This is a genomic window from Anaerostipes amylophilus (assembly GCF_025567365.1).
GTDB lineage: Bacteria > Bacillota > Clostridia > Lachnospirales > Lachnospiraceae > Anaerostipes > Anaerostipes amylophilus.
This window is the reverse complement of the sequence record NZ_JAOQJG010000004.1, coordinates 1-12,708: the sequence shown is the minus strand read 5'-3', so window position 1 is coordinate 12,708 and position 12,708 is coordinate 1. Positions and strand designations below refer to the sequence as shown.

Annotated in this window: 9 protein-coding genes and 1 rRNA gene; 2 read left to right on the top strand and 8 right to left on the bottom strand. The window is 36.8% G+C overall.

Annotated elements, in window-relative coordinates:
• The first annotated feature begins 71 nt into the window (after positions 1-71).
• On the top strand, positions 72-1,097 hold the full coding sequence (locus tag OCV53_RS06445) for a branched-chain amino acid aminotransferase (RefSeq protein ID WP_022375432.1): 1,026 nt from the start codon (positions 72-74) through the stop codon (positions 1,095-1,097).
• Positions 1,098-1,276: 179 nt separating this feature from the next.
• Here the strand turns inward: OCV53_RS06445 and clpX are convergent, their stop codons facing one another.
• The 6 genes from clpX to OCV53_RS06415 form a co-directional block, all read right to left on the bottom strand.
• A complete protein-coding gene (gene clpX / locus OCV53_RS06440) occupies positions 1,277-2,662 on the bottom strand; it encodes an ATP-dependent Clp protease ATP-binding subunit ClpX (protein ID WP_055197226.1) in 1,386 nt (461 codons plus the stop codon).
• An 18-nt stretch (positions 2,663-2,680) separates the two neighbouring features.
• The gene (gene pdxR, locus OCV53_RS06435; RefSeq protein WP_055197224.1) at positions 2,681-4,072 is read right to left on the bottom strand and encodes a MocR-like pyridoxine biosynthesis transcription factor PdxR; all 1,392 of its coding nucleotides are present in this window, start codon (positions 4,070-4,072) and stop codon (positions 2,681-2,683) included.
• Positions 4,073-4,096: 24 nt separating this feature from the next.
• Complete coding sequence (locus OCV53_RS06430) at positions 4,097-4,867, bottom strand: peptidylprolyl isomerase (protein WP_055197222.1); 771 nt, start codon at positions 4,865-4,867, stop codon at positions 4,097-4,099.
• A gap of 56 nt (positions 4,868-4,923) precedes the next feature.
• Positions 4,924-5,913 carry a Gfo/Idh/MocA family protein gene (locus tag OCV53_RS06425; RefSeq protein WP_055197220.1) on the bottom strand — a complete coding sequence of 330 codons (990 nt, stop codon included), beginning with the start codon at positions 5,911-5,913 and terminating at the stop codon, positions 4,924-4,926.
• On the bottom strand, positions 5,910-6,350 hold the full coding sequence (locus tag OCV53_RS06420; RefSeq protein ID WP_055197218.1) for an Rrf2 family transcriptional regulator: 441 nt from the start codon (positions 6,348-6,350) through the stop codon (positions 5,910-5,912). The genes OCV53_RS06425 and OCV53_RS06420 overlap by 4 nt, the downstream gene beginning before the upstream one ends.
• 62 nt (positions 6,351-6,412) lie before the next feature.
• Entirely contained in the window at positions 6,413-7,414 is a 1,002-nt protein-coding gene (locus tag OCV53_RS06415) for a calcium/sodium antiporter (RefSeq protein ID WP_055197216.1), read from the bottom strand.
• Positions 7,415-7,757: 343 nt separating this feature from the next.
• Here OCV53_RS06415 and OCV53_RS06410 point away from each other — a divergent pair, with 343 nt between their 5' ends.
• Positions 7,758-10,586: a bifunctional diguanylate cyclase/phosphohydrolase gene (locus OCV53_RS06410; protein ID WP_242852138.1), complete on the top strand. Its 2,829-nt coding sequence runs from the start codon at positions 7,758-7,760 to the stop codon at positions 10,584-10,586.
• A 40-nt stretch (positions 10,587-10,626) separates the two neighbouring features.
• On the opposite strand, the gene mgtE is transcribed toward OCV53_RS06410, so the two are convergent.
• Positions 10,627-12,024 (bottom strand): magnesium transporter, encoded by a 1,398-nt coding sequence (gene mgtE, locus OCV53_RS06405; protein WP_008391695.1) that lies wholly within the window; start codon positions 12,022-12,024, stop codon positions 10,627-10,629.
• Positions 12,025-12,514: 490 nt separating this feature from the next.
• Positions 12,515-12,708, bottom strand: a 23S ribosomal RNA gene (locus OCV53_RS06400); the annotation flags it as partial.

Below are 12,708 nucleotides of genomic sequence, written 5' to 3'. Positions count from 1 at the left end.
AATTTTTAGCCAACCATCCATAGACTGGCTAACGACTCTACAATAAGATTAGAAGGAAGTGCATTAATATTATGGAAAAGAAAAATATCGACTGGGCTAACATCGGTTTTGGTTATATGCCAACAGATTACCGTTTTGTTGCAAATTATAAAGATGGAGCATGGGATGAAGGAGCATTAACTACAGATGCTACGATCACACTCTCTGAATGTGCCGGTGTATTACAGTACGCTCAGACATGTTTTGAAGGAATGAAAGCTTACACAACTGAAGATGGACATATTGTTGTATTCCGTCCTGACTTAAATGCAAGCCGTATGGCAGATTCTTGTAGAAGACTTGAAATGCCTGTATTCCCTGAAGACAAATTTGTAGAAGCCATTGAGAAAGTTGTTGCAGCTAACGAAGCATTCGTACCACCTTTTGGTTCTGGTGCTACATTATATATCCGTCCATATATGTTTGGAAGTGACGCCGTTATCGGTGTTAAACCTGCAAACGAATACCAGTTCCGTGTATTCACTACACCTGTAGGACCTTACTTCAAAGAAGGTGCAAAACCTATTACTATCCGTGTCAGTGATTACGATCGTGCTGCACCTCACGGAACAGGAAACATCAAAGCTGGATTAAACTATGCAATGAGCCTTTACCCAATCATGGAAGCTCATCGTCAGGGATTTGATGAAAATATGTATCTTGACCCAGCAACAAGAACAAAAGTAGAAGAAACAGGTGGAGCTAACTTTATCTTCGTTACAAAAGATGGTAAAGTCGTAACACCTAAATCTGACAGCATTCTTCCATCTATCACTCGCCGTTCTTTAGTTTATGTAGCAAAAGAATATCTTGGACTTGAAGTTGAAGAACGTGAAGTATTATTTGATGAAGTAAAAGATTTCGCTGAATGTGGATTATGCGGAACAGCCGCAGTTATCTCTCCTGTAGGAAAGATTTATGATCATGGTAACGAAATCTGTTTCCCAAGCGGAATGGAAAAAATGGGACCAGTCATCCAGAAATTATATGATACTTTAACAGGAATCCAGATGGGACATATCGAAGCACCTGAAGGATGGATTAAGGTTATTAAATAATCTTTCGTAATCAATAGAATATAGAAAATAAAATAGTAGTCAAATTGACTACTATTTTATTTTCTATATTCTTTTATACGGAAGGTTATTGAATCACATAAAAATGCAGACGGAAAGCTATTGGTTAATAATTCCGTCTGCATTGTGTTTAGATATATCGTGGATTATCTGGATTGTATTTATTGGTCTCTTAGATGAATTTCTGGATTTCCGTGGTTTTCGATGTAGTCTCTTGTGATCGTTACACTTCCGATCGTGTCATCTTTTGGTATTTCGTACATGATGTCCAGCATAAATTTCTCGATGATCGCACGTAATGCTCTGGCTCCTGTTTTCTTTTTCAGGGCTTGTTCTGCGATGGCTTCTAATGCTCCTTCATCGAATTCTAATTTGACTTCATCTAGTTCTAATAACTTCTGGTATTGTTTCAGGATCGCATTCTTTGGTTCTTTTAAGATCTTGACTAACATTTCTTTTGTTAATCCGTCTAATGTAAATACCATTGGAAGTCTTCCGATAAATTCTGGAATCATTCCATATTCTCTCAGATCGTCGTTTGTGACTTTGGAGATGATGTTCTCTTCGTTATCAAAGTGATCTTTAAGATCCGCTCCGAATCCGATAGATGTTTTCTTCATCAGTCGTTTTTTGATGATTCCTTCGAGTCTTGGGAAAGCTCCTCCGCAAATAAAAAGGATATTTCTTGTATTGATCGTTGTCAGTGGTACCATGGCGTTTTTGCTTGTAGCTCCGACTGGTACTTCGACTTCTGCTCCTTCTAAAAGTTTTAACAGTCCCTGCTGTACGGATTCTCCGCTGACATCTCTGCTGTTTGTGTTTTGTTTCTTGGCGATCTTATCGATCTCATCGATAAATACGATTCCGTGTTCTGCACGATCTACATCGTTGTCTGCAGCCTGTAGAAGCTTTGATAAGACACTTTCTACGTCATCTCCAATATATCCGGCCTCCGTTAATGATGTGGCGTCTGTGATTGCAAGGGGCACTTTTAACAGTCTTGCCAGTGTTTTGACAAGATATGTTTTACCACTTCCTGTTGGTCCGATCATCAGCATATTGGATTTGTCGATTTCAATCTCATCCATTGTATTTGTGACCACTCGTTTGTAATGGTTATATACTGCAACAGACATGACTTTCTTTGCATAATCTTGTCCAATGACATATTCATCTAACATTGCCTTGATCTGATGTGGTGCTGGAATGTCTTTTAATGTAAGTTCTGGCGTTTCTTTTTTGTCTTTCTTTTTCTTCTTTACTTCTGCTTTTGGCTGCATACTTTGCATATCGTTCATCATCTTTGTGATGTCCATGCTGTCAAGATCCATATTTCTTGCATCAATGAAACCAAACTGGCCATTGCTCATAGAATTTAATGTTCTTTGCATGCAGTCTGTACAAATATAAATATTATTAGGAAGTTCTAACATCTTACCGGCTGCAGATTCCGGACGTCTGCAAAGATAGCAGTAATGTTCTACATCTTTGTGTTCGTCTTCATTTGTTACTTCCTCAATCTCGTTTTGATTCTTCTCTTCTGACATATGATTGTCCTCCACTGTTTATTTTGAATAGAGTACTTCTCTTATAATTTCAATCCCTCTTATCATATCTTCTTTTTTCATTCTAGTAAACCCTAAAATATATTCTTCTGTCGATGGCTTTCCTTCAATATAGTACCATGAAAGCGGATAGATCATCACACCTCTTTGTTTTAATTCTTTCTGGAACTTGTAAGGATCATTTACCGGGAAGCTTACAATGATATGTGCACCAGCTCCATGTCCATATATTTTGATCTTTGAATCCAATTTTTTAAGACTTATGATAAGCTGATCATGTTTTTCCTTATAAATGTTTCTCATACGATTTAAATGCCGCTCAAAATGTCCTTCTGTCAGAAACATGGTTAATACTTTCTGATCAATTCTTGATACTGCACATGAAAATGTCCGCCCAATCTTCTGGTATTGTTTTACCAGCTTTTGAGGTAATACCATATAACATACACGAATGGCCGGTGCGATCGCTTTTGAAAATGTTCCAGTATAGATTACATTTTCTCCATCGTCTAATCCCTGCATTGCTGGAATTGGCTTTCCTTGATATCTGAATTCACTGTCATAGTCATCTTCAATAATATAACGGTCTGGGTCTTTTTTTGCCCATCTTAGTAACTGGCTTCTACGACCAACTGGCATGATCACTCCAGTTGGATACTGATGTGCTGGTGTCACATAGGCCAGATTAGCATCTGTTTGTTCTAGCTGCTCCACACACATTCCCGATTCATCCATAGTGATCGGATGAATCTTAAAATTTAGTTCTTTTAAGATTGCATAAGCATTTTTGTATACTGGATTCTCAATTCCGATAGAAACTTTCTCTCCAAGAATCTGATGAATCAAAAACAATAGATTCTCCATTCCTGCTGCCACTACAATCTGGCTAGTGTGAACATGCACACCTCTTGACTGTCTCAAATAATACATGATTGCTTTACGAAGTTCTAAATCTCCCTGAAAATTTCCCTTCTGGAACAATTCACTATTATCATTGATCATGATCTCTTTTAAAAGTTTTCTCCAAATATGATATGGAAACTGCGTCATATCAACTCCTACCGGAGAAAAATCATAAGGAACTTCTTCCTTCTTGATTTCTTCTTCCTCGTCCTCAATTTTAACTGGAATATGTAATTCTGCGAGTTCTTCAACCTGACAGACAAAAAATCCCCTTTTGGGCTTTGACTCTATATAGCCTTCTGCACACAACTGTGCATAAGCTGTATCCACTGTATTGCGGCTTACATCCAGATGTTTTGCAAGTCTTCTTGCAGAAGGAAGCCTTGCCCCGAAAGGTAAAGCTCCTGTTACAATTTCTTCTTTTATAGAATTATAAATCTGCTCATATAAAGGTTCTTTCCTTGATGCATCAAGTGCAACGATCAGCATATCATCACCTGTTTCCCCTTTTATTTATTTTGCATTTGAAACCGCCATTTTCTCAATCACAACTTTCTTCACCGGCTGGCTTTGTTCCCCACTTCCACTATCCTTTGTCTCACATGCTGCAATCTTATCTAACACATCATATCCTTCGATCATCTGTCCGAATACCGTATAGCTTCCTGTCAAGGATGGGTATCCACCCTGATCTAAAAATAATTGTTTTTGTTTCTTGGTAAAATCCATAGTTCCTTCTTCCAGACCTTTTTTTGCTGTATCTGATTTGGCCTGAACGATGAAGAACTGGCTTCCATTTGTATCAGCTCCAGAATTTGCCATACATAACGCCCCTCTTAAAGGTAAAAGTTCATCACAGACTTCATTCTTAAATTCTTCTCCCCAGATACTTTCGCCTCCAGTACCTGTTCCTGTTGGATCTCCACCCTGGATCATAAAATCATTAATGACTCTGTGAAAGATCTGTCCGTCAAAATATCCATTTGATGCAAGTGTTACGAAGTTTTTCACTGCCAATGGTGCTTTTTTCATAAAAAATTTAAACTTCATCTCTCCATAACCTTTAACTTGCATCGTAACAATTGTTTCACCCTTTTGTGCTTCAGCCAGCTGATCCGTTTTCTTTGCTGCTGTGATCTTTGGTACTTTATATTTGGACTGTACTTTCATTTTGGCTTCCGTTGTTGCTGTTGTTGTTTCTTTGCTGTCCTCTTTCTTTGATGAGCATCCCACACATAGTGACATTGCCATCATCAAACATCCTGCTGCTATGATCTTTCTCATGTTTTTTGATTTCCCTTCTTGTTTATTAGTCTTATTTTAAAATCTCTTATTTAGGATCATTGTTCTCTGATCTTATCTGCTGGAAATATGATTCCTGTCTGTCTTCGTACTTCATCTATGATATCCATCTCAATCTCTGATGATCTTAAAAATTCATGATCGACTTTATGTTTTTTGATCAGTTCTATAAAATCTCTTGTCTCGTAGATCATTGGATTGTCTCTTTTTTCAAATTGTAATTCTTCTTTCTCCCCATTACGATAAAGAATCGTAATCTTCTTAATGATCGGACATTCTTCAATGATCATACAGCCCTTTTCTCCCTGAATCTGTGTTGGCAGTTTAGAATCTGTGATCTTGGAATAAATGATCTCTGCCTGCTTATCTCCATAAGATGCGATCACACTTCCTGCTCCATCAACTCCATTTTCAAGAAAAATGCTGTCCGCCAAGATCTTTTCTGGTTTGCCAAATAAACTTGCGAGGAAATGGATGCAATAAGATCCAATATCCATTAATGCCCCATTAGAAAGCTTTGGATTGAACGCATTCTCTATGATACCATTTTTGAATTTGTCATATCTAGAAGAATACTGACAATACTGGATCGTTGCTCTCCTTATCGTTCCGATCTTATGAAGATTATCCATCATTGCATAAAATCCTGGTGAATGAACATTCTTCATAGCTTCCATAAATACAACACCTTGTTCTTTCGCTGCTTGGGTAAGTATATCTAATTCTTCACGATTTGAACAGACTGGTTTCTCGCACAAAACATGTTTTCCATAATTGATCATTGTAATGGAATGTGCGTAATGCATATAAGTCGGACTTGCTACATAAACAGCATCAATCTCTGGATCTTGTGCCATTTCTTCGTAATTGTTATATACTTTCTCTACACCATATTTTGCTGCAAACTGCTTTCCTTTTTCTAAATTTCTTGAATATACCGCAGTTAATTTAATCTCTTCTAATTCCTGAACTCCTTCCATGAACCAGTCTGTGATAAAGTTGGTTCCGATCGTTGCTAATCTGATCATTCGTTCTCCTTCCTGATCCACTCTTCCATCTCTTCTTTTACATCTTCTAAGGTTATCTTAGCAAGTTCTTGTTCCATCGCCCTTTGTACTTTATCTAATTTACTATCCAGCACATGATGGATATTACGGCCTACCGAACATTTCTGGTTTGGCTTCTCATGGAAATGGAATAATTCTTCCTGTGGTGTGCATTCCACAGCCTGATAAATATCTAAAAATGTGATCTCATTAAATGGACGTTTCACTTTCACGCCGCCAGTTCCTCTTAATACTTCAACCAGGTCTGCTGCTTTGAGCTGTTGCAAAAGTTTCCTTATGATCACGGGATTCGTTCCGATGCTTGCTGCCATAAAATCACTGGTCATTTTCATATCTTTAAATACATCTATACATGCAAACATATGAATCGCCATTGTAAATCTGCTTGATATCTGCATTTTCTTTCCTCCTGTATACCTTATATTTTATAGTGGCAGTGGTGTAATGTCAATGATTACGACTAGCGCATAATGATGTATGCACTATAGCATAAATACAAGCAGATCATTATGATTCCTTCTGTTCTTGAAATCTCTTTTTTTGTTGCTCCAAAGAACCATACAACGATAGAAAATACGACTAATACAACAATATCGATAATATTTTCACCGATCAATTGTAATGGACTGATCGCGGATGCAATTCCAAGTACCATAAGAATATTAAAGATATTCGAACCAATTGCATTTCCAACTGCCATATCAACTTCATTTTTTCTTGCTGCTACGATGGATGTTACTAGTTCTGGCAGGGAAGTTCCGATAGAAACGATCGTTAATCCTACAAGATTCTGGCTCATTCCAAAATCTATGGCAATCCTGCTTGCGGCATCAACTGTAAGATCTCCACCAAATGCAATGGCTGCTGCACCTCCAACGATACATAACAGACTCTTTGGATAAGACATGATCATCAATTCTTCATTTTCCATTGTTTCAAGTTGTACGACTTCCTGATTATTTCTGGCACGCATTGCCTGAAAAACCATCATAAGAACATATACGGCAAATATAATAAGGAAAATGATTCCATCAAAACGTCCAAGGATCATATGTGATCTATCTCCGAATGCAAGATAACCAAATATGAGAAGTAATGTCGCACATACAAGAGATAATGGAATATCTCTTATAATTGTTTCTCTTTTTACACCGATCGTTGCTAAAATTGAACAGACTCCGATCACAAACATCATATTAAAGATATTAGAACCAACTACATTACTGATCGCCAGAGCATTATTATTGGCAATAGACGCTGTTACACTGACTGCAGTTTCTGGAAGTGATGTTCCCATGGCTACGATCGTCAATCCAATGATAATAGAAGGAACTTTTAAACGTTTGGCGACACTTGAACTTCCTTCTACAAAATAGTCTGCTCCTTTCATTAAAAATGCAAATCCTATGATCAGACAGATGATCACTAAAAATAATGGGGATTGGTTGATAAATTTCTCCATTTGTTTTTCTCCTTTCAAAATTGTCTTTTTATTTGTACATAAGAAAAACTCATGTATGTTCCAGATGTACTATAAGAACATACATGAGTCTCATTCTTTAATATTTGCCAGGCTGACTTGCTTGATATCTGCGAGTCATTACCGAGTCTGTTGACAAATCACGTCTTTGTATGACGCGAACTACTCCCTCATGGAATATTGATTGTTTGATTACTTTAACAAAAAAATATTGATCTGTCAAGTATAGTTTAAATTGCAAATTGAATCATAAAACCGTATAATAAAATTAATTATGTTGATTTTGATATACAATGCGATCAACAAATGGAGGGGGAAACTATTTTTGATCAGAAAACCATACAAAACTAATAAAAATATTTCCAGACTATTTTATATTTTGATGATGATCATCTTTGTCTGGTTCATTGGGATTCAGATTTTAGGACCTGATGAACAGTTTTTTGACCAATCTGGACATTCCATCATCTACAATGGTACTTTTACATGGAAGAAATCCGATGGTACAAAACAAAACATTTCTGTCCCTGGACGTTATAAAGTTCCAGCAAAACAGACGATGATCATTACTACTACACTTCCAGATGATTATAACGAGAATGTGATCGCAATCCGTTCTTCCCTTCAAGATGTACGTTTTTACATTGATGGAAAACTTCGAAAAGAGTACAATGCAAAAAGCCTGCACCGATTTGGCAAAAACTCTGCCAGCCGTTATATATTCTGCAATACTTCGTCTGCAGATGCCGGAAAGGAACTTTGTCTGGAACTTACAACATATACGAGTAACTACTCTGGTGTTGTCAATACGATTTACTGTGGAGATCAAATGCAGATCTGGAGTTATATTTTCAATCATAACTTCTCTGGAACCGTGATCGGATCATTTATCTTTTTTGCATCGATTGTCACAATCTTATTCAGTATCGCCCTTGGAATTGTTTACAAAACCAAGTTTAATATGGAATATCTTGGATGGTGTACGCTTATGGGTTCTGTCTGGATGATCGGAGAATCAAAAATGCGGCAGATCCTTGTTCCAAATGCATCTGGACTTGCAACTTCATGTTTTATTATGCTCATGTTATGTCCGTTGCCGATTTCCTTATATGTCAATAATCTTCAGAAAGGTAAATATAAAAAGATCTTTCAATCGATTTGTTTTATTGCTTTATTGAATTTTATCATCTGTACGATCCTGCATCTTACAGGCGTTGCAGATTATATTGAGACAATGCCAGCAGCACACGCAATCCTTATTATTACTTTCCTTGCTGTCATTCTTACTTTTCTGATCAGATATTGGAATCATCGGAGTCGAAGTGATTGCCTGTTGTTCTTTGGACTGCTTATTACAATGCTTTCTGTGATTTTTGAAGCAATTTCTGTATATTACAAAGTATCTGTTTCTGGTGTATTTGTCGGTATCGCTATTTTGATCTTACTGTTTATAAATGTGATCTATACGATCCATATCATCCGTGATATCATCAAACACCAGCAACAGGAAGAACTCGATAAACGTAAAAAAAATATAGAAGAGATGTCTCTGCAGTTGATGCAGATGTTATCCACCACGATCGAGGCAAAAGATGAATATACGAAAGGACATTCTCATCGTGTTGCAGAGTATTCCGTTTTGATTGCTCGTGAACTTGGATGGAATGAAAAAGAACTTAGTAATCTAAAAAATGCTGCTCATCTTCATGATATCGGCAAAATTGCTATTCCTGATACCATTTTAAATAAACCAAGCAAACTTTCTGAGGAAGAATTTTCTATTATTAAGGAACATACGATCATTGGTGCAAATATCTTAAAGAATATTTCTCTGATCGATCACGTACAAGAAATTGTACGCAATCATCATGAACGTTATGATGGAAATGGTTATCCTGACGGTTTAAAGGGAAAAGAGATTCCACTACATGCAAGAATTGTTGCGGTTGCTGACAGTTATGATGCTATGAGTTCCCAGAGAATTTACCGAAATCAACTTCCACCAGAAAAGATCATACAGGAATTAGAGAATAATAAAGGGACTCAGTTTGATCCTGAGATCACTGATATCTTTTTAAAACTATTAAGGGAAGACCGTATTCATGTCAAAGAAGATCTTTTAAGTATCACTGAGAATACTCAGATTCCTGAAGCTGAAATCGAAATGAGTCAATTCATTTCTGACATCATGAGCACGATCCGTACACAAAAAACCAAAGAAAATCTCGACTTTTTAACTGGGCTTCCAACCAGAAATAAAGGTGAGCAAGCCATTGCGCAGTTGATGAAACGCCACAGCGGATGTCTTGTCTTTATGGATATGGACAATTTAAAAACCATCAATGACATCTATGGCCACAAAGCTGGTGATCGTGTATTGAAGCTTCTTGGTAATCTATTATTAGAATATTCCAGTGAATGTCTTGTCTGTCGTCTTGGCGGAGATGAATTTCTATTATTTATGCCAAATGCTGATCAAAATAGTATTACAGAAGTTATAACTGCTATTTTTAAGAAATTTAATACTCGAAAGGAACAAGATCCTGAGCTTCATGCTGCATCCATTTCTGCCGGACTATATATGTGCAATATTGGAGATTCTTTTGACGAATGTTATACAAAAGCTGATAAAGCACTATATTTCGTAAAACAAAATGGAAAAAGCGACTTCTCCTTTTATCGGCAGATTTCTGAATCTGGGTGTGACGACCACACGGTTAAAAATGATCTCTCTTTAATTGCAAAAGCATTACGTGAAAATGGTAATTACTCTGGTGTACTTGATCTTGATTATCGTGAGTTTGCTAAAATCTATGAATATATGCATCATCTGGGTAACCGCTACAAATATCACTGTTATCTAGTGATGGTCACGATGGAAACAAATCCTGATCATATCATGTATATCGAGAACATCGAGGATGCGCTTGATTGCATGGAACAGGCGATCCGTCAAAAAATTCGAAAAGTTGATATCTGTACTCATTACAGTTCCATGCAGTATCTGATCATTTTATATGAGACTGATGAAACAAAGATACCTCAGATTATGAATCGTATCTTTATCGAATATTATAAGTTATATAGCAAACATCATCTTGAACCAACTTATGAATATATTCCGATCATGAAAAATAAAGCACCAAACATATAAAGAAGAGAGTGGCAAGAATTTACTTTTGCCACTCTCTTCTTTATATATGGAATAACTGAATCAACACAAGACCAGAAAGTCCATAATATGTGATAACTGCAACTAGATCATTGATAGTTGTGATCAATGGACCAGAAGCCACTGCTGGGTCAATATTGATCTTATGAAAGAACATTGGAATGATCGTTCCTACAAGGCTTGAGATCACCATCGCAACGATCAGTGAAATTCCTACGCACCCTGAAATCAGAAATGAAGAAATCCATGCATAATGTTTAAATAAATGGATGTACACCCCTAAAAATACGAGTGCCATGATCGCTAGGCTCGCTCCATTTAAGAAACCGATCTTCATTTCTTTAAATAACAAAGCAATCTTTTTCTTACCTGACAGATTTTCATCCATTAATACGCGGATTGTTACAGCTAAAGACTGTGTTCCAACATTTCCCGCCATATCAAGTACCAGGGATTGGAAACAGATAACGATTGGTAATACCGCAACAATAGATTCAAACATTCCAACAACTGAGGATACTGCCATTCCTAAGAATAACAATGCGATCAACCATGGAAGTCTCTTCTTCATACTAACTATCGTGGGTTCATTTAAATCTTCCTCTTCTGTTAAACCAGCAAGTTTTGCATAGTCATCTCCCATCTCGTCATCGACCAATTCTACAATATCGGAAGATGTTAAGATTCCTGCGATTTTCTTATCTTGTGTCAGTACTGGGATGGAATCTTCTTCGTAATCTGTTAAGATTTCCATACATTCACTGATTTTTTCATGTTCATATACATAAGGATAAGAACTGCTTATGATGTCCTGTAGATTATCATGTTCTCTTGCGATGATCAAATCTTTCAGATCGATCGCTCCTGCAAAAATCCCATTCTCATCTATCACATAAAGTGTCTGGATATTATCATGTTCTCCTGCCTGCTTTACAAGTGTACTCATTGCCTCACGAATCGTTACATCATTTCTTACTACGATATAATTATTCGTCATACAACTACCGATCTGATCTTCCTCGTAAGACAGCAGTTTCTGAACATCTTCTTTTGCTTCTTTATCCAGTCTCTTTAATAATTTGTATTTATCTTCTTCATTTAGTTCTTCAAACAGATCCATCGCATCATCTGAATCCATGTTTGATACAACTTTCGCTGCCTGTTCAATTGGCATTTCTTCCAGATATTTTCCTGGTTCCTCTTCGATATAAGAAAAAATCTCTGCAATATCTGCAATGTCTAAAATGTCATAGATACATTTTCTAACTGTTTTATCTGATTCTACGATTGCATTTGCAATATCTCTTTCGTGATAAGCTGCGATCTTTTTCTTTAATTCTTCTCTATCTTTCGTTGTCTGTACGATCTTGATCAATTCTTTTGCATAATCTGTTCTATGCTGATTTCTTGCATTTTTCATGATATCCTCCTTCTTTTCCTAAATCTGGTTGCAAAATTCTGTTTCGCGGTGTATCAAAAAGGATATCATAATACAAATGTTGCTATTCATGTATCTTCACAGAGAGCAGCATTCGCATCTTATATTTTCTTTTTTGACCCCGCATACAACTTCGTCCTATACGATCGCAACTATCCATGAACATACACCTCCTTTCACATCTTTACTAATATCTCTCAACATTCTTTGTTTTCATTCTGGGTTATATTATCAGATTTTTCTGATATCGTCAACCTATTTTACTATGATTTAACAATCTTTTCCGCCGCAGTGTGATCCTGCCCGGAGGGCTTTTTATTGCATAGGGGATTTCATCGAAATCTTCTATGCAATAAAAAAAACATCCTTATCTCTAAGAATGCTTGAATCTTCATATTAAATCTATATATAAAGGATATACCTTCAAAACAACATACAAGAACTATTCACATCTCTTACACTCTAGCCTTCTTTGGTTAAAGCCTCGACCGATTAGTAACAGTCAGCTCCATACGTTACCGTACTTCCACCTCTGCCCTATCTACCTCGTCGTCTTCAAGGGGTCTTACTACCTTACGGTATGGGAAATCTTATCTTTAGGGGGGCTTCACGCTTAGATGCCTTCAGCGTTTATCCCTTCCAGACTTGGCTACTCTGCGATGCACT

What these genes read in the sequence shown, in the direction of transcription:
- OCV53_RS06430 (WP_055197222.1), bottom strand. Translation starts at nt 4,867, where the DNA reads ATGAGAAAGATCATAGCAGCAGGATGTTTGATGATGGCAATGTCACTA.
- mgtE (WP_008391695.1), bottom strand. Translation starts at nt 12,024, where the DNA reads ATGAAAAATGCAAGAAATCAGCATAGAACAGATTATGCAAAAGAATTG.
- pdxR (WP_055197224.1), bottom strand. Translation starts at nt 4,072, where the DNA reads ATGCTGATCGTTGCACTTGATGCATCAAGGAAAGAACCTTTATATGAG.
- OCV53_RS06415 (WP_055197216.1), bottom strand. Translation starts at nt 7,414, where the DNA reads ATGGAGAAATTTATCAACCAATCCCCATTATTTTTAGTGATCATCTGT.
- OCV53_RS06425 (WP_055197220.1), bottom strand. Translation starts at nt 5,913, where the DNA reads ATGATCAGATTAGCAACGATCGGAACCAACTTTATCACAGACTGGTTC.
- clpX (WP_055197226.1), bottom strand. Translation starts at nt 2,662, where the DNA reads ATGTCAGAAGAGAAGAATCAAAACGAGATTGAGGAAGTAACAAATGAA.
- OCV53_RS06445 (WP_022375432.1), top strand. Translation starts at nt 72, where the DNA reads ATGGAAAAGAAAAATATCGACTGGGCTAACATCGGTTTTGGTTATATG.
- OCV53_RS06420 (WP_055197218.1), bottom strand. Translation starts at nt 6,350, where the DNA reads ATGCAGATATCAAGCAGATTTACAATGGCGATTCATATGTTTGCATGT.